At 46.3% G+C, this 24544-nt stretch carries 24 protein-coding genes; 11 read left to right on the top strand and 13 right to left on the bottom strand.

Going from position 1 to position 24544, the window contains the following annotated elements:
* Window positions 1-194: 194 nt before the first annotated feature.
* On the top strand, window positions 195-545 hold the full coding sequence (locus NDI35_RS27270) for a 4a-hydroxytetrahydrobiopterin dehydratase (RefSeq protein ID WP_445315440.1): 351 nt from the start codon (window positions 195-197) through the stop codon (window positions 543-545).
* Window positions 546-706: 161 nt separating this feature from the next.
* On the opposite strand, the gene NDI35_RS27265 is transcribed toward NDI35_RS27270, so the two are convergent.
* Window positions 707-1441 (bottom strand): response regulator transcription factor, encoded by a 735-nt coding sequence (locus NDI35_RS27265; RefSeq protein ID WP_445315439.1) that lies wholly within the window; start codon window positions 1439-1441, stop codon window positions 707-709.
* A gap of 227 nt (window positions 1442-1668) precedes the next feature.
* Here NDI35_RS27265 and NDI35_RS27260 point away from each other — a divergent pair, with 227 nt between their 5' ends.
* Together NDI35_RS27260 and NDI35_RS27255 are read left to right on the top strand one after the other, a co-directional pair.
* A complete protein-coding gene (locus NDI35_RS27260) occupies window positions 1669-1911 on the top strand; it encodes a hypothetical protein (RefSeq protein WP_333042763.1) in 243 nt (80 codons plus the stop codon).
* Between the two features lie 125 nt (window positions 1912-2036).
* Window positions 2037-2291: a DUF6761 family protein gene (locus tag NDI35_RS27255; protein WP_333101986.1), complete on the top strand. Its 255-nt coding sequence runs from the start codon at window positions 2037-2039 to the stop codon at window positions 2289-2291.
* Between the two features lie 387 nt (window positions 2292-2678).
* On the opposite strand, the gene grxD is transcribed toward NDI35_RS27255, so the two are convergent.
* The 3 genes from grxD to NDI35_RS27240 form a co-directional block, all read right to left on the bottom strand.
* Window positions 2679-3002, bottom strand: a complete 324-nt coding sequence (grxD, locus tag NDI35_RS27250) for a Grx4 family monothiol glutaredoxin (protein WP_190657705.1) — start codon at window positions 3000-3002, stop codon at window positions 2679-2681.
* A gap of 201 nt (window positions 3003-3203) precedes the next feature.
* On the bottom strand, window positions 3204-3464 hold the full coding sequence (locus NDI35_RS27245) for a BolA family protein (protein ID WP_333068825.1): 261 nt from the start codon (window positions 3462-3464) through the stop codon (window positions 3204-3206).
* Between the two features lie 42 nt (window positions 3465-3506).
* Window positions 3507-4130, bottom strand: a complete 624-nt coding sequence (locus NDI35_RS27240) for a hypothetical protein (RefSeq protein ID WP_333388865.1) — start codon at window positions 4128-4130, stop codon at window positions 3507-3509.
* A gap of 215 nt (window positions 4131-4345) precedes the next feature.
* Here NDI35_RS27240 and NDI35_RS27235 point away from each other — a divergent pair, with 215 nt between their 5' ends.
* The 4 genes from NDI35_RS27235 to NDI35_RS27220 all read left to right on the top strand — a co-directional run bounded on the left by NDI35_RS27235 (window position 4346) and on the right by NDI35_RS27220 (window position 7758).
* Window positions 4346-4666: a type II toxin-antitoxin system HigB family toxin gene (locus tag NDI35_RS27235; protein ID WP_190657699.1), complete on the top strand. Its 321-nt coding sequence runs from the start codon at window positions 4346-4348 to the stop codon at window positions 4664-4666.
* Between the two features lie 155 nt (window positions 4667-4821).
* Window positions 4822-5220, top strand: a complete 399-nt coding sequence (locus NDI35_RS27230) for a helix-turn-helix domain-containing protein (protein ID WP_006634032.1) — start codon at window positions 4822-4824, stop codon at window positions 5218-5220.
* Window positions 5195-5395, top strand: coding sequence for a hypothetical protein (locus tag NDI35_RS27225; protein WP_445315452.1), 201 nt, complete (start codon window positions 5195-5197; stop codon window positions 5393-5395). The genes NDI35_RS27230 and NDI35_RS27225 overlap by 26 nt, the downstream gene beginning before the upstream one ends.
* Window positions 5396-5430: 35 nt before the next feature.
* Entirely contained in the window at window positions 5431-7758 is a 2328-nt protein-coding gene (locus tag NDI35_RS27220; protein ID WP_445315438.1) for a S8 family serine peptidase, read from the top strand.
* A gap of 89 nt (window positions 7759-7847) precedes the next feature.
* Here NDI35_RS27220 and NDI35_RS27215 read toward each other — a convergent pair whose 3' ends face one another.
* Window positions 7848-8579 (bottom strand): WecB/TagA/CpsF family glycosyltransferase, encoded by a 732-nt coding sequence (locus NDI35_RS27215; RefSeq protein WP_445315437.1) that lies wholly within the window; start codon window positions 8577-8579, stop codon window positions 7848-7850.
* 207 nt (window positions 8580-8786) lie between these two features.
* Window positions 8787-8924, bottom strand: coding sequence for a hypothetical protein (locus NDI35_RS27210; RefSeq protein WP_445315436.1), 138 nt, complete (start codon window positions 8922-8924; stop codon window positions 8787-8789).
* A gap of 111 nt (window positions 8925-9035) precedes the next feature.
* On the opposite strand from NDI35_RS27210, the gene NDI35_RS27205 reads away from it, so the two are divergent.
* The 3 genes from NDI35_RS27205 to NDI35_RS27195 all read left to right on the top strand — a co-directional run bounded on the left by NDI35_RS27205 (window position 9036) and on the right by NDI35_RS27195 (window position 15996).
* Window positions 9036-12245, top strand: a complete 3210-nt coding sequence (locus NDI35_RS27205; RefSeq protein ID WP_445315435.1) for a phosphorylase b kinase regulatory subunit alpha/beta — start codon at window positions 9036-9038, stop codon at window positions 12243-12245.
* A gap of 461 nt (window positions 12246-12706) precedes the next feature.
* Window positions 12707-14173, top strand: coding sequence for an amidophosphoribosyltransferase (purF, locus tag NDI35_RS27200; protein ID WP_445315434.1), 1467 nt, complete (start codon window positions 12707-12709; stop codon window positions 14171-14173).
* Window positions 14174-14910: 737 nt separating this feature from the next.
* Window positions 14911-15996 (top strand): DUF3474 domain-containing protein, encoded by a 1086-nt coding sequence (locus NDI35_RS27195; RefSeq protein WP_445315433.1) that lies wholly within the window; start codon window positions 14911-14913, stop codon window positions 15994-15996.
* A gap of 226 nt (window positions 15997-16222) precedes the next feature.
* Here NDI35_RS27195 and NDI35_RS27190 read toward each other — a convergent pair whose 3' ends face one another.
* From NDI35_RS27190 to NDI35_RS27160, 7 genes are all read right to left on the bottom strand, one after another.
* The gene (locus NDI35_RS27190) at window positions 16223-16900 is read right to left on the bottom strand and encodes a cysteine hydrolase family protein (RefSeq protein WP_445315432.1); all 678 of its coding nucleotides are present in this window, start codon (window positions 16898-16900) and stop codon (window positions 16223-16225) included.
* Window positions 16891-17253, bottom strand: coding sequence for a cupin domain-containing protein (locus NDI35_RS27185; RefSeq protein ID WP_333213802.1), 363 nt, complete (start codon window positions 17251-17253; stop codon window positions 16891-16893). Before NDI35_RS27185 ends, NDI35_RS27190 begins: the two co-directional genes overlap by 10 nt.
* A 17-nt stretch (window positions 17254-17270) precedes the next feature.
* Window positions 17271-18860: an ABC transporter ATP-binding protein gene (locus NDI35_RS27180; RefSeq protein ID WP_445315431.1), complete on the bottom strand. Its 1590-nt coding sequence runs from the start codon at window positions 18858-18860 to the stop codon at window positions 17271-17273.
* A 256-nt stretch (window positions 18861-19116) separates the two neighbouring features.
* Window positions 19117-19806, bottom strand: coding sequence for a biuret amidohydrolase (biuH, locus tag NDI35_RS27175; RefSeq protein ID WP_445315430.1), 690 nt, complete (start codon window positions 19804-19806; stop codon window positions 19117-19119).
* A gap of 29 nt (window positions 19807-19835) precedes the next feature.
* Window positions 19836-20762, bottom strand: coding sequence for an ABC transporter permease (locus NDI35_RS27170; protein WP_190741851.1), 927 nt, complete (start codon window positions 20760-20762; stop codon window positions 19836-19838).
* A 41-nt stretch (window positions 20763-20803) separates the two neighbouring features.
* A complete protein-coding gene (locus NDI35_RS27165) occupies window positions 20804-21913 on the bottom strand; it encodes an ABC transporter permease (protein WP_445315429.1) in 1110 nt (369 codons plus the stop codon).
* Window positions 21914-22105: 192 nt separating this feature from the next.
* Window positions 22106-23287, bottom strand: coding sequence for a BMP family ABC transporter substrate-binding protein (locus tag NDI35_RS27160; RefSeq protein ID WP_445315428.1), 1182 nt, complete (start codon window positions 23285-23287; stop codon window positions 22106-22108).
* Between the two features lie 554 nt (window positions 23288-23841).
* Here NDI35_RS27160 and NDI35_RS27155 point away from each other — a divergent pair.
* Window positions 23842-24426, top strand: coding sequence for a hypothetical protein (locus tag NDI35_RS27155; protein WP_445315427.1), 585 nt, complete (start codon window positions 23842-23844; stop codon window positions 24424-24426).
* The last annotated feature ends 118 nt before the right edge of the window (window positions 24427-24544 follow it).

The raw sequence follows: 24544 nt of genomic DNA, 5'->3' as shown, positions 1-24544 counted from the left end.
CCTGATATTATCGGTTAAGCGATTCCACGGTGAACGATTATTTGCAGAAATTTTAAAGGATTGCTCATCTGTTTTATGAACGCTTTCGATCGCAATCTCTACGTCACTCCTAAAGGACAGTTGCCCCATCCAAAATAATTCAGATTAGAAATGTCTATAATATCTTTTAGCATCTTCTCGCTAACAAGCAATTTATGGAACCTTTAGCAAAAGAACGCTGTGCCGCCTGTCGCCCAAACTCTCCCCGCGTCACAGCTTACGAAATTGTCCAGCTAAAACCTCAAATTCCCGACTGGAATTTAATCGAAAAAAATGGCATTCCCCAAATAGAACGCACCTACAAATTCCCGGATTTCAAAAGCGCGATCGCCTTTACAAATAGCGTCGGCGAAGCAGCAGAAACCGAAGGACATCACCCCGCACTGTTAACCGAGTGGGGGAAAGTTACCGTTACTTGGTGGACTCACGCGATTTCTGGACTGCACCGCAATGACTTTATTATGGCGGCGAAAACCGATGCGATCGCCAATCAATTCCCAAAATAAAATCCGACTTATCCGCTGAGAAGTAGGTGGGTAAAAATAAACATTAAATAGATAGGTCGGGCGGGTTTTGCCTTCATCTTCTCGCTGGTATATGAGTGATTCTTAGCTAGACCCGCCCCTATAAAATACTATTGTTTTTTTGCAATGACCTACTTAATACTCTAAGAAAGCACCGCCCTGGGAACTGGTGAATGCGCCTGATTGGCATTATTCAACAACTCCAGATTCAGCCGGTAGCCGACATTCCGTACAGTTTGAATCAGGCTCGGCTGTCGCGGGTCGATTTCTATTTTTTTCCGCAGAGAGAGTACGTGAGTGTCGATCGTCCGGGGGTTATCAATAGCATCGGGCCAAGCCCGACGCAGCAAATCCGAGCGCGACAGCGGCACTCCTCCAGCTTGAGCTAGCACGTACAGCAGGCTAAATTCCTGGGGAGTCAGCTCAATATGTTCGTCGTACAACCTGACTCGGCGCTGCACCAAATCAATTTTCAGCAGCCCGCACTCCAGCGTCGCCGGCGGTACCATCGTGCGGTTGCGGCGCATCAGAGCTTCCACCCTGGCCATAAATTCTTGCATCCCAAAGGGTTTAGTCAGGTAATCGTCTGCCCCCGCCTTCAAACCTTCAACAATATCCGATTCCGAATTCCGCGCCGACAGCATCAAAATCAGCGACTGCTGCTGCTGTTGCAGCCAGTGGCAAAATTCCAAACCGTCCCCATCCGGCAATTGGGCATCCAGAATGACTAGGGTTGGCTGGCGGCTAAAAAATATTTCCCTAGCGTGACTGATATCCGCTGACTGGTGCACCCAGTGACCGACTTGCTGTAGATGCCAGCCCAAGAGCGATCGCAGGTGCGGATTCCCTTCAACAATTGAAATACTTGCAGATTCCACAGAGGCGAGCTTCCCATATCACTAATTGCTACAAGGTTAACAGAGCTTTTGTCAAGCTTTTGTAACCATCGCTACTCAAGCATGAGCTGCGTTTAAAGCAGGGGACACACCCAGGGTAGGAATTTTAAATATTGGGTTAATTTGGCAGGGTCAGCCTGCAGAAAGGTTAAATCCTTCTGGCGATGAGCTTACAATGAAAATAAGACAGTGTAAAGCCGATCGATCCCATGCCCCAACCGCCTGCCAAAAGCGATCCCCCCGACCCAGCCCCCACTCCCAGGAGGTTGACAAATCGCGCAAGTGAAACTAGAATTCCTCCAACCGTTCGCTCGGTAGCCGGAACACTCAGCCACTTTGACCGCCAAATTCAGCAACATCCCGACTCCATTAAACGCACAGCGAATTATCTAGGTGCGCGCAAAAAGTCGAGCAACTGCATTGCAACGAGTGAAATTTTTTATGGAGGGTAGCCTGTTGAGCAGGGTAAAAACTTTTATTTAGAAATAGCCTCAAGCTGAGCCACTCAGCATCAATCGAGGCCATTCCTAAATCCCGCCGTCATTATACAAACCACAAAGGATTTCAACCTCACACCATGCTACAAGACACCCAAACAATCCGGCACTACCAAAAACTCACCGACGCCCTCGTCGAAATGTGGAATAGAGGTTATCGCTTCGATGACCTGCGGCTTTACTTAGACGGGTATTTAGCAGCCCTGCGGCATTCCAACAGTTTGGAACCCTATCTGATTCACAGACTAGAGGAAGAAGCAGCGCGTTACATTCATGACCCCTCCAATTTTGCAATGCCACAGACACAGACACAGGCTGAATCAGACTACTATTAAATAGCAAATTCGGTTTGATAAACCCTTGATGATTTGGGAATTGGGAATTGGGAATTGGGAATTGGGAATTGTAACGGGTTCCCTGGCTCGGCCTGGGAACCGATGTCCAGAGGCTCGACCTCGCTTTGGGAGCCTAAAAATTCGATGCCGAGCCGACCGCAGTGCGTTCCCAGGCTCTGCCTGGTATAGCAATCCTAAATGAGTCGTAAATTTTTTACCCCACCCCAACCCTACCCGAACTCGCGGGGAGGGAGTAAAAAATTCACAAATGATTTAGTATGGCTATAACGAATAATTAAGTAAATCAACCTAATTGCACGTAAAACGCGATTGCTGTTATTTCCCCGACTTCTTTAAGAAGTCGGGGATATGTTTTTTCTGTCTAATTTAAGAAGCCAAAGCCACTTCTACAACTTCTTGCAATTCGCCCTTTTGATACATCTCGATCATAATATCCGAGCCACCAATAAACTCGCCGTTGATATAAACTTGGGGAATTGTCGGCCAGTTGGAATACTCTTTAACGCCTTGACGAATTTCCTGGTCTGCCAAAACATCAACAGTTTCGTAAGGCACTCCCAAAGTATTGAGAATTTGCACCACAGTATTAGAGAAACCGCACTGGGGCATTAACTTATTGCCCTTCATAAACACCATGATTTTGTTTTGCTTAACCAACTCGTCAATTCTTTGATGTGCTGTTGTACTCATGGTAGGTCCTAATATTGTTTGAAAAGTTTTAAACGTTGACTGACGCAGAAACCGCGTTTTTTACGAAAATCTTTCGTTACAGCCATAGATTCCGGTTAAAAAACCCGGTTTCTTTGGTTTTTGTGCGTAAGTGCAGCAGTTGTATTTCAAGCAACTATTGACAGAAGCACAAACTTGTGATACCCAATTGCCGCTCAACAATTAAGCAACTTGACTTTTCGCTTCCCATTCTGCGGGAGTTAAGGTTTCCAAGCCCAAAGCGTGGATGGCTTCACTAGCCATTGCCTGTTTGAGAGCGCCGTAAACCAGTTGGTGCTGCTGTACTCGGCTTTTTCCTTCAAAGGCTGCAGAGACGACTCTCGCCTGGTAGTGGTCACCGCCGCCGGTCAAATCCTCAACTTGTATTTTAGCGTCGGGCAACCCTGCCTTAATCATTTCTGCTACTTGAGACGGTGTAACCATTGGTTTCTCTGATAAACGGCTGTAATTTAGATTTTAGTGGAACTATTTTGTCGATGAGCTCGGTTGAGCGCTGGCAGGCCGGGGAAAGGGCGAATCCACAAAACCCAATTCCAGTAACTGCTGGTAAGCTTTCTTGCCCAAGTCGCGAGTTGGCTGCTGCGATCGAATAATCTGAATCAGCAGGGGGACAGCCAGTTCGGGCTTATTCTGCGCCCGGTGCACCAACGCCAGCCGGTAGGTAGCTTCGTCGCGCATTTGAGCCGTTTCTACAGCTTTGGTGCGGTGGCTTTCGGCCAAGCGAATGTCAATTCCGGCAAAACTGCTACCCAGTTGTTGGTAGAAGTTGGACAGTTGATTGAAAATTTGGCGGGATTCTTGGAGTTTTTGAGTAGCCAGTGCGTAATTCTGAGAGGAAATAGCACTGCTGGCTTCTGTCATCAAACGCTGGCCTCCTGGGACGCTCAGCAGACTGCTGTCTTGCGTCAGAGGGCGAAGATTGTTGGGGTCTGTGGGGTCGTCGGCGGGCTCGATTTGCTGTTGGTTCTCTGGCCCAGAAGGTTGTTGTGCTTGGACTTGGAGCGGTTGCAATAGGGTAAAAGCTGCGATCGCCCCGATCGTAATCCGGGCAGTGGAGCGAAGCCAACAAACAGTTCCAGAGTATACCATGAAATTACTTTGCGCCTGTGCGCTTTAAAAAAATATTTAGCTTGAGCCGATCTTACCATTGGCGATCGCAACCGGCTAAGTGTAAACCAAATTTGTTGAAATGTCAAAGGGTGCGCGATCGGGCAAAAGGCTCTTGAGGAAAAATTCAAGTAGAGACTTGACAGAATGTTCTCAGTATGAGAACATAGAGGTGTCGTGTAAAAAACGGTACTGGAATGAGGCTAATTTCCAAGAAAAATCTGGAGAGTGCGATCGAATCCTACTCCGACGATGCCAAGGCTGCGATCGCAGTCTGGCGCAAGGCCATCAAAGACAACGATTGGGAATCACTAGAAGAGATTCGACAGGGATATTCCAAATCGGTCGATCAAGTCTGTGGATATACCATATTTAATATTAAAGGCAATCAGTATAGATTAATCGTAAAAATAAACTATACCGCCAAAATTATTTATTTTAAAAAATTTTTAACCCATAGCGAATATGACAATATCAAGTGGAATGATGAAGATGAAGTCAAACATAAAATAGGTTAAATTTACTAAAATCATCAGGGAAACCTTACAGATTCCCTGATGTATTCAATCACTCCAAAACATTTACTCCCCACGTCAAAATCATGATACCGAGAAACAAACACCCACCTTCTACTTGAGAACCATGTCTAAGTAAGCAAGCAAAGGAATGAGAAATGAACATCACAATTGAAAAAACAGCTTACGGTCAACTGCTGGCTAAATCTCAGCCTAAGCCAATCCTGAACGAAGAAGATAATGATCTTGCCCTCGCAGAAGTTGATTTTCTGATGTCTAAGGAAGAATTAACAGTAGAAGAAGAAACTTTACTGAGTCTCTGGGGGCTGTTGATCGAAGAATACGAATCAAAATATTACCCAGATCCAGAAGTGACTCCCCGGGATGTTCTATTGCATTTCATGGAAGTTCGCGAACTCAAACAAGCCGATTTAGTGGGCGTGATTGGTTCCAAAGGAGTAGTCTCTGAGGTGGTTAATGGGAAACGGGCGATTAGCAAGGCGCAAGCTAAGGCGCTGGGAGAATTTTTTAATGTTAATCCTAGCGTGTTTATTTGAGCGTGTTTATCTGAAAAACTCGCTGATATCGAAAAAGACTCGGCGGTTGAAACCGCTAGCAACGCGATCGCACAAACTAAGTCCGACGCGGACTGATGGAAAAACTACCGCTGTTAGTTACAGCTTCAAACCCCTCATAGCAAAAACCTCCCTGACAGCTTATAAATATGTGTGATAAATCTACATCAAAATCAAACAGGAACATTTCTGATGGTACAACCAAGCAAACCCACCTCCGAGACTCTCCAAAACTATCAAGGGATTGGAGTTCCCGATGAAAGTCTGGCAGTGATTTTGCAGCGTGGCGGTGATGAATTGCTGCTGTCAAAAGCGGACGATCGCTTTACAGTCCGGCCCTCATCAACAGCATCAGCCTCAAACGATTGGGCTGCAACAACTGGGGCACAACTCAACCGTCGCATCGGCCAAACCAATCTCGAAGAATATCTCGTTGCGCCCGATCGCCTAGAAGCAGCAATGCAAGCAGCGCGCGCCAGCGATGCTGTAGCTTTTGCCAGCCACGTCTATTGCCCCGCGAACAATCCGAGTACATTCTTTTATTTAACCGACCAAATTACGATTCAATTTGGCGAACAAGTAGATGAACAATCGCGAAAGGCGATCGCCAATGCAGCAGCTTTAAAAATAGTCAGGCCAGTAGAAGGAATTGCTAACACCTTCGTCTGCGAAGTCACCAAACAAGCAACAGAAAACCCAATCAAAATTGCCAACCGCCTGACAAGATATCCAGAAGTTCTCGTAGCGGAACCAAACATTTTAGTAGAGACGCAGCAGCATTACACGCCCCGCGATCCGCTTTATCCCAAACAGTGGTATCTCAATAACAAAGGCGGCAATCAACTTGTCGGCGGTGCTCAAATTTATGCAGAACCAGCTTGGGACATGACTCGTGGAGTTCGATCGATCGTAATTGCGATCGCCGACGATTCAGTTGACATCACCCACCCAGATTTTCAAGGTCAAGGCAAAATCGTCTCACCCATCGATTTCAAAGACGGCGATACCTCCCCGATGCCAGTCGCAGACTCAGACAACCACGGCACAAGTTGTGCCGGCGTCGCCGTTGCTGAAGAGAACGGCAAAGGCATTGTCGGCGTCGCCCCCGGATGCGCCCTGATGCCCATCCGTACCAGTGGTTTTCTCGATGACAATTCTGTCGAAAAAATATTTAATTGGGCGATCGAAAAAGGTGCCGCCGTCATTTCTTGCAGTTGGGGGTCTTCAGCAGTTTATTATCCCCTTTCCCTGCGGCAGAGTGCCGTTATCACCAAAGCAGCAACCCAAGGGCGGGGCGGCAGAGGCTGCGTTATTCTGTTCGCTGCGGGGAATGCCAACCGCCCAGTCGACGGTACTGTTAACGAGAAAGGCTGGCCCAACAACGTCGTGGAGGGTCAAACTAGATGGCTAAACGGATTTGCCGTTCACCCCGACGTAATTGCCGTCAGCGCTTCCACTTCCCTCAACAAAAAAGCAGCCTACAGCAATTGGGGCACCAGCATCTCGGTTTGCGCCCCCAGCAACAACGCACCGCCGGGAACTTGGTTGCCCGAAACCGGATATATCGGCACGCCGCCGGAGGTGACGCAGTATTTGCCCGGTTTGGGGGTGTTTACTGCCGATAGAGTGGGCGATCGGGGCTACGACTGGGGGGACTATACGGATACTTTTGGCGGTACTTCCAGCGCCACTCCAGTAGTCGCTGGGGTTGCAGGGTTGATACTTTCGGCTAACCCCCGTTTGACGGCGCGGGAAGTGCGGGGAATTCTCGAACAAACTGCTGAGAAAATTGTCGATCTCGATCCCGATCCCCAGTTGGGCAATCGCATGGGAAATTACGATCCTAACAACGGTCGCAGCGATTGGTTTGGTTACGGGAAAGTGAATGCTTTTAAAGCTGTGCAAGCTGCGGTGAGAAAGGGCGGCGGCAATCCGAATATCGGGGGTGCGGTGTTCAGCGATATTTCTGGACATTGGGCACAGAAGTTTATTGAAGCTTTGGCTGCGGCGAATATAATTAGCGGTTTTCCTGACGGTTCTTTTAGGCCTGATGAGAGTTTAAACCGTGCTCAATATGCGGCGCTGTTGGTGAGTGCGTTTAGTCCGATTCCGAGGGTGCCGGCTACAAATTTTATTGATGTTTCTGCTACTTTTTGGGCGAGAAGTGCGATCGAACGGGCAAATCGGGGGGGGTTTTTGGCGGGGTTTCCGGGGTTGAAGTTCGGCCCGAATCAGAATTTGACTAAGGCTGAGGCGATCGTGTCTTTGGTTAACGGTTTAGAACTTAAGGGTGGCAATCCTGATTCTTTGAAAGTTTACATCGATCGCTCTCAAATTCCTAATTATGCTTTGAGTGCGATCGCCACAGCAACTGCTTTGAAGATTGTGGTTAATTATCCTTCCCGCGATTGGCTTTCGCCGCTTCGGGATATTACTCGCGCTGAGATTTCGGCTTTGATTTACCAGACTTTGGTGGCAACTAATCGGGCAAAGGCGATCGATTCTCCTTACATTGTCTAATGGCAATTGGTCCGTAGTGAGGACTGAAGTTCTCAGAATTTTATGAGGACTAAATCCCTCACTACAAACCTATTTTGTGCTGGCAGCTTTTAAGCTTTAAAATCCCCCAAAGCTTTCAATGCAAATTGTGGCAAAGCTAACATCCTGCGCCACCGCCAAGGTTCTTGATAAAGCCGGTACAGCCATTCTAAATGATTGTCGCAAAACCAAGCCGGCGCGCGGGTTTTTGTTCCCGCCCAAATATCGAAACTGCCGCCTACTCCCACCCAAATTGACTGAGGGCAAAGGTGTCGGTGTTCGGCAATCCAAAATTCTTGGCGCGGCACTCCCAATCCTACAAAAATCAGTTTTGGCTGCATTTTTTTGAGGCTTTCACGGAAGTCTTTTTCTTCATCTGCGGAAAGATAACCGTGTTGAGAAGCAATCGACAATCCGTTAACTTTTTGCTGCCAAGTTTTGGCCGCCGCAGCCGCCACTCCTGGGGAACCTCCAAAGAAAAATAGTGGTTCCGAATCAGGCAATTTTCCGGCTTGTTGCAGCAGCGATTCTGCTAATTCAATCCCCGGATAGCGCTGTGCCGGTTTGCCACGCAGCCGCAAGTACAGCACCACTCCCGAACCGTCGGGAATCACCAGTTCCGCTTTGCGGATTACATCTGCTAAAGCCTGATTTTGCTCGGCTTGCATCGCCATTTCAGCATTCAAAGTCACGACGTGACTTCCTAACCCTTGATGCAGGCGCTCCATCAGCCAACCTGCATAATCATCTAATATGTGAACTGGTAGTCCCAGCACTGAAAATTGCGGCTGCGATCGATCCATATTTTTTTCTTTTAGATTCCTACACACTTAGTTATTTAAATTAGCTTAGATTGGCGATCGACGCTAGACCAGTTTTGGTCGCAAAAAACCCGGTTTGTGCCACCAAGAGTCTGTTAAGTCATCGTTCGGTGGCCCAGAAACCGGTTTTTTTGTAAGCGACGGGTCGCGCAAGTTCATTAGAGTTTGCCAGCCAAGTGCGATCGAGCATTAGTGTTCGATTTTTTTGACAGACCCGTCAGCGTACCATTCCATCGGTACTAGCTCAATTTTACCATTAATTTTCACTGTAGAGTAGACAACTTTCACGAAAGGAACGCTGTTGTTATTGTGCTTTTGGGTAGACATGGCAATTACCTTTTTGTGTTTGGATAACTTGAGAAATGATCTAATATCTGATATATTTAAAAGTCTATTCACCGCAAATCTACTCGCATCAGGAAAAAGAAGGAAAACGAAATGGCGATCGCAAAAACCCAGCGGCAAACCAGGTTAGATTATTACTACCAGCAAATCAAAAACATCATCCTCAAGCGCCAAAATCCAATTACTGGTTTGCTGCCGGCGAGTACCGCCGTTAACGCCCACGGCGACTACACCGATGCCTGGGTGCGCGACAACGTGTACAGCATTCTCGCAGTTTGGGGTTTGGGTTTAGCTTACCGCAAAATTGATGGCGATCAGGGCAGAACATTTGAACTCGAACACAGCACAGTCAAACTGATGCGCGGCTTGCTGTTTGCGATGATGCAGCAATCGAGCAAAGTAGAACATTTTAAAAATACTCAGTCGCCCCTAGATGCCCTGCACGCTAAATACAATACTCAAACTGGAAGTATTGTTGTCGGTGATGACAAGTGGGGACATTTACAGTTAGATGCTACATCTATATTCTTATTAATTCTTGCTCAAATGACGGCTTCCGGGCTGCACGTAATTTTTACAATAGATGAAGTCAGTTTCGTGCAAAATTTAGTTTACTACATCGGTAGAGCCTACCGCACGCCGGATTACGGAATTTGGGAAAGAGGCCATAAAATTAATCGCGGCAATGCAGAATTGAACGCCAGTTCAGTTGGCATGGCTAAAGCAGCGCTGGAAGCAATAAATGGGTTAGATTTGTTCGGTATTCAAGGTTCTCAAGCGTCAGTTATTCACGTTTTGCCCGACGAAATTGCCAGAAGTCGCATAACGTTGGAATCGCTTTTGCCTCGCGAATCTAGTTCAAAAGAAGTAGATGCCGCTTTATTGAGCGTGATTAGTTTTCCGGCTTTTGCTGTGGAAGACCGAGAATTAATAGAACGGACTAGAAATAAGATTATTGACAAATTGCAAGGAAAATATGGCTGCAAGCGGTTTCTGCGAGATGGACACCAAACAGTTTTGGAAGATGCCGATCGCCTGCACTACGAACCCACAGAATTAAGGCAGTTCGAGCACATTGAATGCGAGTGGCCGCTATTTTTCACTTATTTGCTCTTGGACGGCATATTTCAGGGAAATCAAGCTCAAGTGCAAGAGTACCAGCAGCGTTTGGAATCTTTGGCAGTCGATCGCTCTGGTTTGCCACTACTACCAGAATTGTACTACGTCCCCGCCGAAAATATAGAAGCAGAAAAGCTCAATCCCAGCAGCCAGCAGCGCTTACCCAATGAAAATATTCCCCTCGTTTGGGCGCAAAGTTTGTACTTTCTCGGTCAATTGCTCAATGAAGGATTAATCGCAGTGGGCGATATTGACCCGCTGGGAAGGCACCTGTCGGTCGGCCAACACAGAGAACCTTTAGTGCAAATTGCACTGTTAGCTGAAGACGAAGATTTGCAAGCAGAATTAGCCGCTAACGGCATTGCCGCCCAAACCCCAAAACAGGTAGAACCAATTCAAGTCCGCCAGACTAAAGAATTATCAGCTATTTACACGCAAATTGGACGAAACGACCAATTAGGCTTAAGCGGCCGCCCCGTGCGCCGTTTGCGGAGTTTAACAACTTCTCGGGTGTTTAAAATTCGCGAAGAGGCGATCGTATTTCTCCCCTCGTTTTTGAACAGACAAGAGTTTTACTTAACTTTAGATTACCATTTTCTAGTAGCTCAAATCAAGAGCGAAATAGCTCACATTCACCGCCACTGGTATCAGTTGGGACGCCCTACGGTAACGCTGATGCTGACTCACACGATGCTGGAAACCGGGCGGGAAGCGTTGTTAGAATTAATGAAGGAATTCAGGGATGGACACTGTAAAAACACGCCAGTTAAACTCGGAAATCTTAAGCAGTTAATGCTGACTGCTGGAACCGAAATAATTGATTTCATGCACGATTTTGAATTTACCGAGTCTCCGGTGACAGGTGCAGTAGAAACGCGCAGCTATCTAACTTACACTCCTGACAAAACTTGGCCTTTGGGTCACACGCAAGAATTTAAATTAGAGTGCGAAACTAATACTCAATTCTTGCTAACTAGCCTGCGAGATTCAGAAAATTTGTACGAACAAATTGAGTTACTGCACACCTTAGTTCGACTCAAGGGATTAAATTTTGATACAGGATTTGGAGGTGCGGAAGAAACAGTTAAAGTGGTGGATTTGCTCAACGAAGTTTATACAAAAGCTGGAGAAAGTTCGCAATCAAAAATCCAATGGGCAGTCATCCGCCATGCCGCTGGTTTGCTGGACAAGGTTGATATTAGCTTGTCTGATGCGGTGACAGACATTTTGGTGCGGCAAAAACAAATTGCTGTGGGGAAAGCCTACAGCGAAGATTCGATAATTTCGCGACCAGGTTCTTACACGGAAGTGATGGACAAAATTCGCCAATTCTGCGGAGAAGATATTCGCGATCGAGTTTTAACTCAAGAAGTTCTCATCTACCTTGGCCTGCTAATTAAAGCCGAACCGCAGTTATTTAAAGGCCTGCTGACGCTGAGAGTTAGCTACTTTATTTTGCTGCTGACTAGCGAGTTTGCCCGCGAATTGGGAGTTACGCAAAATGAAGCTTACGAACATTTAATGCAGCTAAGTCCCTTTGAAATCAAAAATCGCCTGCGCCAAGTGTTGACAGAATACGAGGAAATGAATCAAATCCTCAAACAGCAAGAATCGCTGCGCGTCAAACAGCCGGAAAAAGATATTGAATGGGTAGTAGCGCCTGTTTCCGAAGAACCGCAAATGCCTGCGGGAGGATGGCGGCGGAAGCGGCAGATGGAAGGTACTGTCAATCGCGTACCGAAGGATTTTTATCCGAGTGTTTGGGGACTGCTGCGGCACTGTAAAGGCTTGATTATTGGCGACAAATTAGAGCGGCGCAATCGGTTAGATAGCCATATCATTTTATCGGAAATGACGCCGGGGGAAAAGAATTTTGCGCTACAAATCGAGCATTTGCTGAATAAGATTGTCGCACCGGAATATCGGCAAGTAAATATTGAGGCGCTGATGGAATTGGCGGCGATCGCCCAGCGCAACCCCGAATTGCAAGTAGAAGAATACATCGTTTTAGATGTATTAGTCGGTCACGCGGTGCGGCTGAATTGGCTAGGAAAACACCAGGAAAGAGCCGATAAATACGACGAAGACAAAGCGGCAGCTTGGCAAGCTTTTTACAATACTTCGCCTTACGTTTGCGCGAGTCATGTACTCGATGCTTTCCGATTCTTGACGAAGTTTGGATAGATTGAGTGCGGGTGGTTAATACAAGCTACCCCCTCGATAGTTCGGCGATTTCAAGAGACTGTTGGCGAATTTAAAAATGGTTTCACCCCTCACCCCTAAAAATAGTGCCTCTGGACTAAATATTTAATTAACCATATAGCTATTAACTAGCCTAAGCGAACCCAAATGCTGCATTCCAGATGTGAGGGGTAACACCTTGGCGAATTCGCCAACAGTATTTTTCAATCACCGAATCCCTCGCCCACCATTAATCAAGGTTAATATAGGATTTGAGGGCGATCGATACTACAATGCCATTGAACGCCGCATCGCTTCTGTCTGAAATGCTACACGAGTTGGAAATAATGACAGATCCGTGGCAAGATTAAGGGAATGTTAAGTTATGCGACGCTTTCGCAAACAAGATTTCCCGCTGAAACTGTCCCCCTAACCCACCTTCCCCATTAGGAACCCACCCATCTATGATTCCCAACCATTCCTTCGCGGCTGACGAGCATTCTAGCAAACCCGACAAGCCCGAGGAAGCTTGTGGCGTTTTCGGTATCTACGCACCGGGTGAAGATGTCGCCAAGTTGACCTACTTCGGTTTGTATGCTTTGCAGCACCGCGGTCAGGAATCAGCAGGAATTGCCACCTTTGACGGTGAAACAGTCCACCTGCACAAAGATATGGGACTGGTTTCCCAAGTCTTTAACGAATCGAGTTTAGGTCACTTGCCCGGTAACTTAGCAGTAGGCCACACTCGCTACTCTACTACCGGCTCGTCGCGGGTTGTCAACGCTCAACCTGTTGTCGTCGAAACCCGTTTGGGAAGTCTCGCGTTAGCACATAACGGGAATCTTGTCAATACAAAAGAATTGCGGGAAGAATTGCTGTCTCGGAAGTGCGAATTTGTCAGCACGACGGATTCAGAGGCGATCGCAGTGGCGATCGGTTCCGAGGTAGACAAGGGCAAAGACTGGCTGGAAGCAGCGATCAGCGCCTTTGCTATGTGCCAAGGAGCCTTTAGTTTGACGATCGCCACCCCCCAAGGCGTGATGGGAGTCCGCGACCCCCACGGCGTCCGACCGCTGGTAATTGGCATCCTCCCCACAACTCCGGTACGATACGTTTTAGCATCGGAAACTTGTGGTTTGGATATTATCGGTGCTGAATTTTTGCGGGACGTAGAACCGGGAGAATTAGTTTGGATTACAGAGGAAGGTATGGCTTCATTCCACTGGAGTCAGCAACAAAAGCGCAAACTTTGCATCTTTGAAATGATCTATTTTGCTCGACCCGACAGCCAAATGGAAGGTGAAAGTTTGTACAGCTACCGACTGCGGATCGGGCGTTTGTTGGCAGCAGAATCTCCGGCTGAGGCTGATATAGTCATCGGCGTTCCTGATTCTGGAATCCCGGCGGCGATCGGCTTTTCTCAAGCTTCCGGCATTCCTTACGCCGAAGGATTGATTAAAAACCGCTACGTCGGGCGCACTTTTATTCAACCGACTCAGACAATGCGGGAGTCAGGAATTCGCATGAAACTCAACCCTCTCAAAGATGTGTTGGAAGGAAAGCGAGTAATTATTATCGATGATTCGATCGTGCGCGGCACTACCAGTCGCAAAATAGTCAAAGCCTTGCGGGATGCGGGCGCAACGGCAGTTCACATGAGAATTTCTTCGCCGCCGGTGACACATCCTTGTTTCTACGGGATCGACACCGACAATCAAGATCAGTTGATTGCTGCTACTAAGTCAGTCGCAGAAATCGGCGTCCAAATTGGGGTAGATTCTTTGGCTTTCTTGAGTTGGGATGGAATGCTGAAGGCGACGAACGAAGACCCGATGAGTTTTTGTTCGGCCTGTTTCACTGGTGATTATCCGATCGACGTTCCAGAAGTGGTAAAACGGTCTAAGCTCATATTAGAAAAAGCTGGAACCTAGAAAATCAAAAAGTGGGAAAGCGATCGCCGGTCACTTTCCCCAATTTATGGGTTTTCTATTTCTTCTGGTAAGTCATTGCCAGAATGTGTGTAGAAATGTTACATTAACTTAGCTTTAGCAGTTCTTGCAGAATTTGTGAAGAGTAGTGAACAGTCGGTTGGGTAGAACTTGTGTGAAACCCAACACTGGGATTTTAGATTGGAGATTGCAGATTTGAGATTTGAGATCTGTCCTTCAATCTAAAATCGCCAATCTAAAATCGATGGTTTTTTCCTACACTCTCGTTCACAATTGCTGCTCGAAACGCTGTATGCTACCTGCAGACTGGAGGTAGTTCCTCCAGATGTCCACTCTCAGATGGAAGTCGCATTTCGCACCAACAACGGGCACATGAGATTTTTTCAGATAACAGGGTCGATCGCACTAATTTTTCCCACACAAGTATTCCACAAGCCAACTTGCTTGAGAATCGCGGACGGGCTGTTCATGCGAACTAAAGAACTTTAGGAACCCTTGCAGAGTAAAAATATGGCTCCTTGCAGGTTGAATGTTACCTCACCTGCATAGGGATACAAGCCCCTGACTCATGTCGGGGAGAGCCAAAAAATTTAGATCTTAGTTTAAGCCCCCAGATTCATCTGTGGAGTGAATCTAAAATCTAAAATCTAAAATCTAAAATCGATTGACTGTTACAAGGCGGAATGCGGTTTCTCAAGTCAGCTTAAATCGGAAACTTCGTGCAATCAAATACTGTTCTCAATCCCCCGAGCAATCAAGACTCGTCCTCTCGTACAACAGAGTTACCTTTTACTCTTCAAGATATCAAGGCAGCCATTCCAGCCCACTGTTTTGAACCCTCGGCATGGAAATCTCTGGCTTATTTCTTTTTAGATATTGGCATCATCGCCGGTTTGTATGCGATCGCCTATACCGTCGATTCCTGGCTCTTTTACCCAATCTTTTGGTTGATGCAGGGAACCATGTTTTGGGCATTGTTTGTAGTGGGCCACGACTGCGGACACGGTTCATTTTCTAAGAGCAAATGGCTCAACAACCTGATCGGGCACCTCTCCCACGCTCCAATTCTCGTGCCCTTCCACGGTTGGCGGATTAGTCACAGAACCCACCACGCAAATACAGGCAGCTTAGATAACGATGAAAGCTGGTATCCGGTATCGGAGAGCAAATACAATCAAATGCCTTGGTACGAAAAGCTGGGACGCTTTTATTTGATGTTATTTGCCTACCCAATTTATCTATTTCGGCGATCGCCCGATCGAACTGGTTCTCACTTCATGCCTGGTAGCTCGCTTTTCCGTCCGTCCGAAAAATGGGATGTGTTGACGAGTTCCGCATCCTTGGTACTGATGGTAGCCTTTTTAGGCGCCCTAACCTATCAGTTTGGTTGGCTGTTTTTACTCAAGTTCTACTTGGTTCCCTATGTAGTGTTCGTGATCTGGCTGGATTTGGTAACATTCCTGCACCACACAGAAGCCGATATTCCTTGGTATCGCGGTAAAGATTGGTCTTTCTTGAAAGGTGCATTGTCTACGATCGATCGCGACTACGGAATTATCAATTCCATCCATCACGATATCGGCACCCACGTAGCCCACCACATTTTCTCGACAATGCCGCACTATCACTTGAAGGAAGCAACGGAAGCCATCAAGCCAGTGTTGGGCGATTATTATCGCAAGTCAACCGAGCCAATTTGGAAGAGCTTTATTCGCTCTTACTGGGATTGTCATTTTGTCTCGGATACAGGTTCGGGAGTTTACTACGAATCACCTAACAGTCGGCGATCGGCTGAAGTTAAGTAGCTTAAATAAACAATAGAATACGCAAAAACCCGGCTTCTTAAAGAAACCGGGTTTTTCATTATTTTTGCGCGTTTTTCATCAGATGTTCCACATCTGGAGGGGTGACAATCCGCCCCAAACCCAGAGGTCTCTTCTTTGTGGAACAGGCCGGAAAGCCTGTTACGAAAAAATATATCAGCCACTGGTTTTTACCCCAAACATCGGGGATAGCCGAGAGTTTTTAAATTTAAGGCGGCGATTTTTCCCAAGCTTGTATTACTACTTCAGCCTTTGCAGTCCAACCAATAATACCCCCTTGGGCGCGAATCATATCGATCGCACTCTGTTTAAATTCTGGAAAGTAGCTGGCTGTAGCATCCTCAACGAGTAAACATTCAAACCCCCGATCGTTAGCCTCACGCATAGTTGTTTGAACGCAAACCTCGGTCGTAACTCCAGTAAAAATTAGGTGAGTAATCCCTTTTTCACCAAGTATTAATTCCAAATTAGTGTGATAAAAAGCGCCCTTGCCTGGTTTATTAATTACTATTTCATCAGGCTTAGGTGTCAAGTCTGAGATAATTGAATTGCCAGGTTCACCCAAAATTAAAATTCGTCCCATTGGGCCTCGATCGCCAATTTTTAGTTGATTTTGACCCCGCTTTTGCTTAGATAAAGGACAATCAGAAAGGTCAGGTTGATGACCTTCAATAGTGTGAACAATCGGGAGATGACGATCGCGAAATACCTCTAATAACTGCTTTACCGTTGGTACGATCGCCTGTAGTTTGCTGACATCATTGCCTAAAGCATCACCAAATCCCCCACGCTCCAAAAAGTCTCGCTGCATATCGATGATAACCAAAGCCACACCGCCAGAGACGGGCAGTTCATAATCATAAGGTTGGGCAGATATTAAGACCATATTGATATAGGTTTTTCCCAAATTACTAGGACTATGCAGCCAGCTTGGCTGACAACACTGTGGTTACTGTTAGGGGGGTTAATGACAAAGGTTCCGGCTTGGTGTTCGCCATTCTGGTCAGTTTGCGATCCAGTTAGTACATAAATATGTTCAAAACCAGTATGGGTGTGCATTGGGACACTCGCTCCCGGCTCATACCGCAGTAGAGCAGCAGCCGATCCACTTTCGTTATCACCATAAAGTCGGTAGATTTCCACCCCATCACGAAATGGTTGCCAAGCCAACTCATTCTGCCACGTCGCGATATTAGGTAAATCCTTAAGGAGCAAAGTTTGCTTCAGTAATTCAGTCATAAATATTCCCAAATTGATTAATGTCCTGCCATGCTTTTACCAATCTGAGCAAAATCTGCATCTGCGATCGCACTTTCATAAGTAAAATTCCCGCCACTGATTACTAGAATTCGATCGGACAATTTCAGCAGTTCATCTAAATCTTCGCTCACCAGCAACACAGCTACTCCTCGGTTGCGAGCCTCAATAATCTGACCGTGAATATACTCCACAGCAGAAAAATCAAGACCAAAGCAAGGATTCGCGGCAATTAGTAACTTAATATGTTCGGCGGAGAGTTCCCGTGCTAACACTGTGCGCTGTACATTTCCCCCCGACAGATTGCCTATAGGGGTATCTGGCGAAGGCGTTTTAATTTTGAAAGCATTAATTAAGCTCTTAGCCGCCTGCCTAATTTCTTTCAGGATGAGTAAGATACTTGCTTTAGCTTGAGGAGGGCGGTCAAACGTCCGCAGGGCTAAATTTTCTGCCACACTCATGTGTGGCACACAAGCATTGTGAAGGGGTTCTTCTGGTAGTGCGAAGACCTGATGTTTAAACATTTCGGCTCGTGTTGCTGTATAAACTTCGCCATTGACCAGTACAGATCCACTTGTAGCAGAACGCTGACCTGCCAATACTTCTACCAGTTCCCGCTGACCATTGCCAGAGATACCTGCAATCCCAACTATTTCGCCGCTGTGAACTGTGAGGTTTACTCCTGTCAATACCTCCAGACCGTTGTCTTTATTGGCATGAAGGTCTTGGACTTGAAGTACAGGGATAGTCGTTGGGGGGGCTGTCTTTTCAACTTGTTTTGGCTCACGCCTTTCACCCATCATCATTTCAGACATATCCGAGACAGTCAGATCCTTGACCAAACCCTGACCTGCAAACTTCCCTTTACGTAGCACCGTGATGCTATCGCAAAACGCCATCACTTCCCGGAATTTGTGGCTGATAATTAACACACTTAATCTTCCAGCAGTAACTTCTGCGCGCAGTAAACCTAAAACCTCATCGGCTTCCTGGGGAGTAAGCACCGAAGTGGGTTCGTCCAGAATCAAGATCCGACTCTGAAGATATATCTGTTTAAGAATTTCTAGCTTTTGTTTTTCCCCAGCAGCTAATTGAAAGATTGGGGTATCTAGAGGAACTCGGAAAGGAGCAGTTTTCATAAAAGCCTTTAACTGCTCGTACTCGGCTTTCCAATTAATCAAATTGGGGCTATCAAAGCGTGACAAAACCAGATTTTCTGCTACAGTCATCGCAGGCACAGAAGTGAAGTGCTGGTAAACCATGCCAATGCCATACTTATGAGCATCGCGAGGACTTGCGATCGTGCTTTCCTGCCCATCAATCAAAACTTTGCCTGAAGTAGGAGTATAGAAACCCATCACACATTTAACAAGGGTACTTTTGCCTGCTCCGTTCTCGCCCAGCAAAGCATGAAACGTCCCTGGTTTTAGCGTCATCGAGAAGTTATCAAGTGCAGTCATCATGCCAAACCGCTTAGTCATGTTAACCACCTCTAGTTCTGGTGGTAAAATCAACTTTTGAGCTGGGAATTTTGAGTTTTGAGTTTCCAGTGCTGATTTTCGATCTATAGAATCAGTTACTTCTGTCATGTTTTTGTCTCCCCTGTAAATTTTTCAGCTTATCTGCTACTTATGAGATGGAATTTTTTAGTTAGAGCGTAGGGATCATTTCAATGTTTGAAGTATTAATCTCACATCTGGTAATATCGCCCTTATTATCTGCGTTTATCTGCGTTTATCTGTTTTTATCGGTCGTTAAAATTTAACCTCTGATTCCTACAGATAAATTTTCCACTCACTCTTACACTACCGATGAAACCCGACATAATATCACTGGAATTTGTCCTCAAAACTCATCGTTTAAAGCTTTAATAAATGCTTCTGAATCAGCAACAGTTCCAAACACTCCTCCCTGCATCTGGATCATCTTAAGTGCCGCCAAATGATTGCCATAATCTGTTGCGCCCGTACAGTCACATAACAGCAAACATTCATAACCGCGATCGTTTGCATCTCGCATTGTGGTATGCACGCAAACATCGGTTGTAATGCCAGCCAAGACAATGTTTTGAATGCCTTTGCGTTTCAGTAACAGATCTAGATCCGTGGCATAAAAAGAACCTTTTCCAGGCTTGTCAATCACCGCTTCTCCAGGCAAAGGCGCGAGTTCTGGAATAATTTCCCACCCTGCTTCACCTCGAACTAGAATTCTGCCGCAGGGGCCGGGATCGCCGATTCCGGCGTTAATTTGACGCGATCGCCACTGCTTATTTTCTGGTAAATCTGCTAAGTCGGGGCGGTGTCCTTCGCGGGTGTGCATGATATGGAAGTGCTTCGCCCGTGCGACTTCTAAGACTTGCTTGATGGGCTCAATAGGAGCGCGAGTCAGTGACAAGTCGTAGCCCATCTTATCAACATATCCACCAATGCCGCAGAAATCAATTTGCATATCAATTATCAGCAGCACCGTATTTTCTGGGCGCAAATCGCCATTGTAAGGATAAGGATATGGTTCAGCTTCTACAAAACGTCCCATGTTTATCTTCCTTGCGATAAATTCCTGTTTTACGTGCTAGTTCCTAAAGATCCAGGCGCGCCTGTCAAAGTTCGTTTCGGCGAACAAGTAATAATCATGATCGCCAGCGTCAGGATGTAGGGCGAAGCATTGAATAAGTAGTAATAGGAATCCACCCCTACTGATTGCAAAGCAGGCCCGATCGCCTGTGCTCCCCCAAACAGCAACGAGGCGTATAAGCACTGAACTGGGTTCCAACGAGCGAAAATTACCAGCGCTACCGCCATGAGTCCTTGACCGCTAGAGATGCGTTCTGTCCAGCTACCGGGGTAGTAAAGAGATAAATAAGCACCACCAATTCCAGCTAAGAAACTGCCTGCGATAATGCAGAGCATACGAACTTTATTAATGGAGATTCCCATTGCTTTGGCAGCATCGGGACTATCTCCAACTGCACGAATAAATAACCCCCAGCGAGTTGATTTAAAGAACCACTGCATTAGAGGAGCGATCGCTACACCTAACAAAAATAGGGGACAAATTTGTAGAGCTGATTGCACCGGAGGCAGATGACTCCAAGCACCCAGAGGGAAACTAGGCAACTGGGGGGCACTTGGTTGAATAAAAGGTTTGCCAAAAAAGAAAGCAATGCCGCTACCAAAAATAATCATGGCGATGCCTACGGCAATGTCGTTTACTTTTGGTTGTATGCACAGCCAAGCGTGGATACAACCTAGTACCATCCCCGCTAAACCGGCGGCTAAAACACCTAACCAAGGCGATCCAGTCTGATAAGAAATAGCATAGGCACTCATCGCACCCGTTAACAGTGTTCCTTCTAACCCCAAATTAATCTTGCCGCTTTTTTCAGTCAGGCATTCGCCCAAACTGACGAACAGAAACGGAGCGCTACCCCGTAAAGTTCCTGCCAAGATACCCAAAGGTACTCCCCACCAACCTAATACTTCTGCTGCCATTGTGGATTCCTCCGATTTGAGATTTTGGCTTAACGTATTGCTTAGACAGTGGCTACTGATGGCTGCTCGCTAGAAGGTGGCTGCTGAGGGCTATCGATTGACCGTTGTTTGAAAAATGGCAAACGTCCGTAGAGCGATTCGCTATACAGAACCACCAAAAAGACCAATCCTTGGAACACTAAAACCGTTGCATCGGGCAGTCCATGTGCCCGTTGCAAGATGCCACCACTAGCAAGAATGCCGCCAAGCAGAATTGCCACAATAGTCGCAGCAAGAGGGTTGTGTCGAGCAATGAATGCAACTAAGATACCGCTGTAGCCATAGTTAGCATTAAGTGATTCGTTAGCTCGACCATGCACGGCTGCGACTTCCACCATGCCTGCCAAACCCGCACAAGACCCAGCTAAGAAACAGATTGCCATTGTCAACTTGCCGACAGGAAGTCCGGCAATTCGAGCAGCGCGGATGTTACCTCCTGCTGTTCTAGCTGCAAAGCCAAAGGTAGTGCGCTGGATCAGGAAGTAGGCGATCGCACAAGCAACCAACCCATAAATTAGACCGTAATGAACGCGGGTTCCTGGAATATTCCCTAACATATTCACATCAGGAATCGGGTAACTAGAAATTTTATTGACACTGCTGGGGTCACGCATCACGCCGCCGACTAAATGATTCAGCAGGGCGATCGCAATATAGTTCAACAACAAGCTGCTAATTGTTTCATTCACTGCCCGGTAATAGCGCAAAGCTCCCACTGCACCAATCCAAAGACCTCCACAGACAATTCCTGCCAGCGCCATTGCAATTTGAACTAACGTCGGCGGTGCAGAAGATAAAGCCAGTCCAGCGGCGACAGCCCCCAGACCCCCAACTACTAAAGCGCCTTCGTTGCCGATAATCATCAACCCTAAACGGGCAGGTAGAGCCGTACACAGAGAACTCAACATCAACGGTGCAGCCCTGATCAGGGTGTTTTGGAATGAATGCCAACTGCCAAACGCTGCTTTGTAGATTGAGGCATAGACAGCAAAGGGATTAGATCCAGCTACCGCACAAAAAATTCCAAACAATACCAATGAGAAGAGGATGGCGGCGATCGGGATACAAACCGCTTCCAAAGTTGTACGCCAGTTTTGACGGTTAATCATCATCAGAATAAAAGATGAATTACTAAGAAAATGATGAGTGTTGAATTAAAAACTTGCTTGTATAGCAGTTGCCTACGGGCGTGAAATACTTTCTTAGCGAAAGAAAGGGGTATGTAGGGGCCAACCTGCACGCCCCTACTAAGCTAATCAGCGTTTAAGTTGTCCGCTATACAATGTTGAATGCACATCCGCTAATTAACTCGTAACTTTGCCGATGACGCCTGATGCCAGCCAATTCATCTTTTCTAGTTCTGCATCTTGCTGCTTGTAATCCTTACCTTCAGCAATCACAACTTTCCCGGTGTTATCTTTTATTTCCCCCTTATAAATCACCATGCTGCCATCAAGAAACTTACTCTTAGCAGCATCTGCATCCTTTTTCGCTTCAGCCGTTACAGTGCTGCCGTAGGGCGATAGCTTCAAAAAGCCATCCTTCAAGCCACCGCGTACTAAATGGGGAATGCCTCCGTTCATCAGCGTCTTGCCAGCTTGAAGCATTTCAGCATACTTAGAATAGACATTCGTCCAGTCCCACTCGGCACCTGTTAAATATCCTTTGGGCGCAAGTTGGGCTTGACTAGCATGGTAGCCAGTACAGAAAATGCCTCGTTTCTCTGCCGTTTCCATCACCACTTTGGGGCTATCTACGTGACAGGTAATTACATCAACACCCTGGTCAGCCATACTATTTGCAGCATCAGCTTCTTTAACAGGCAAAGACCAATCTCCTGTAAAAATCACCTGAGTTGTAACTTCTGGCTTAATGCTACGTGCCCCTAATGTAAAGCTATTGATATTGCGTAATACTTGCGGTATGGGTTTAGCAGCAATAAATCCTAATTTTCCGGTTTTGGAAGCGTGGGCGGCAACAATGCCTGCCACGTACTCAGCCTCATCAATGTAGCCAAAATAGCTGCCAACGTTATTTGGATGCTTACCTTCCTGATAAAGTCCACCGCAGTGAAAGAATTGTACCTCCGGGTAATCCTTTGCCAGTTTCAGAATATGGGGGTCAAAGTACCCGAAGGAGGTAGGGAACAGAACTGTTGCCCCATCTTGTTCGATCATGTTCCTCATGGTTTCTTGTACCGAGGTAGTTTCAGGAACATTTGCTTCCTCTACAGTTTTTACCCAAGCTAATTTAGAAACCCCAGCGTTCCCTTCGGCTTGGGCTTGATTGTAGCCGTAGTCATCTTTGGGACCCACATAAATAAATCCCATCACAATTGGCTTATCTGTGCCAGCCGAGTTTGCTTGAACCTCTTTAGCAGGACTACATCCAGTCCAAAGGCGCGATGTGACTGCAAACGCTGTAGTAGATAAAATTCCACGAATTACTTGACGCCGAGGTATAAACAATGACTTTTTAGTACTCATTTTCTATGTTCTCACTAAAACTCTTTAAGAGGAATTCATAGCTAAGCTTTAACGCTTATACTTACTGGGAATTGCTAAATATATTCACGCTAAATTTGCCAGCTTTTAGTCTATTTATTCAACAATGAGATTAAATGCGTTAATAACTATTTACATTTACATCACATCGTGAATTCAATGAAAAAGATACATTGTGAATCCCAACTAATTCTAATATAAAATTAGTTTTGGCTGGAAATGTTGTCTTAGGAAAATCGCATTCCTAAAAATTAATGATGTTTATCATATACCAATTACTTTTAGTAGTAAGTTTTTTTATAAAAACTTAATAATATGAGCCTAATTGTTTCCCAAAAAGTTCGCTATAAACAAAATTAAACAATAATGTTCACCACAAACAAAAAATAATTTTTGAGTTCTGGCACGCAACTAGCTTTTCAGTCTTGGACGCAACGTAAAATAAGTCGAGGCTGAATCAAAAACAACAGAAATCGATGTTACAAAATCCGAAAAACTGTTATTGATTTCTAATAACAGTCAATAAGAGGTATTTTATGTCTGAACAACCTAGTTTTCCCATCCCAGAAACTGCCCAAGCCGATCGAGCAACAGGGCGTTACATTATTACTTTCCGCGAAGATGCGGTGACAGAAGGGTTAGCCCTCCTAAGTGACCAAGCTGGCATCACGGGACTGGCAAATGCTGCCGATTTCCCCGACTCGGCCCTAGAGTTCAGCCAATTTGAAGGAGCAGGGGGAGCGGTGTTCCCAACTCTCGGTGTCGCCGTCGTCTCCTTAGACGAAGGGGGTTTTAGCAGCATCATGACATCAGCGGGAGAGGATTCTGCCATCAGGGCGATCGAACCGGAGCGCACTTTCTACGCCATTGAGGATGGATTGTCTCTAGAGTATTTGCGTGGCTATCGCGATGCGGTGGATAACCTGTACGAGAAAGCCACTACTACAGAGGTAGAAGGAATCAACAAACAAGAATGTTTTGCTGATGATATCGAGTCTACTTGGGGTCTGAAAGCAACGAAGGTGATGAACTCTCTGTTGACTGGTAGCGGAATGAAAGTTGCGGTGCTAGATACGGGGGTGGATTTATTGCATCCTGACTTCGCGGGCCGATCGAATTGAGTTAGTAAGTAGGTAAGCGGGATTAAACCGAGCTATGTAACAATATGTAAACAGGGCTAACTTAGCCACGCTTAGGGCTAAGGATACTTTACAATCCTTAACATAAGTGTGTTTTACA

The organism is Microcoleus vaginatus FACHB-2002 (assembly GCF_040004035.1).
Taxonomy (GTDB): domain Bacteria; phylum Cyanobacteriota; class Cyanobacteriia; order Cyanobacteriales; family Microcoleaceae; genus Microcoleus; species Microcoleus vaginatus_C.
This window is presented reverse-complemented; position numbering and strand designations above follow the sequence as displayed.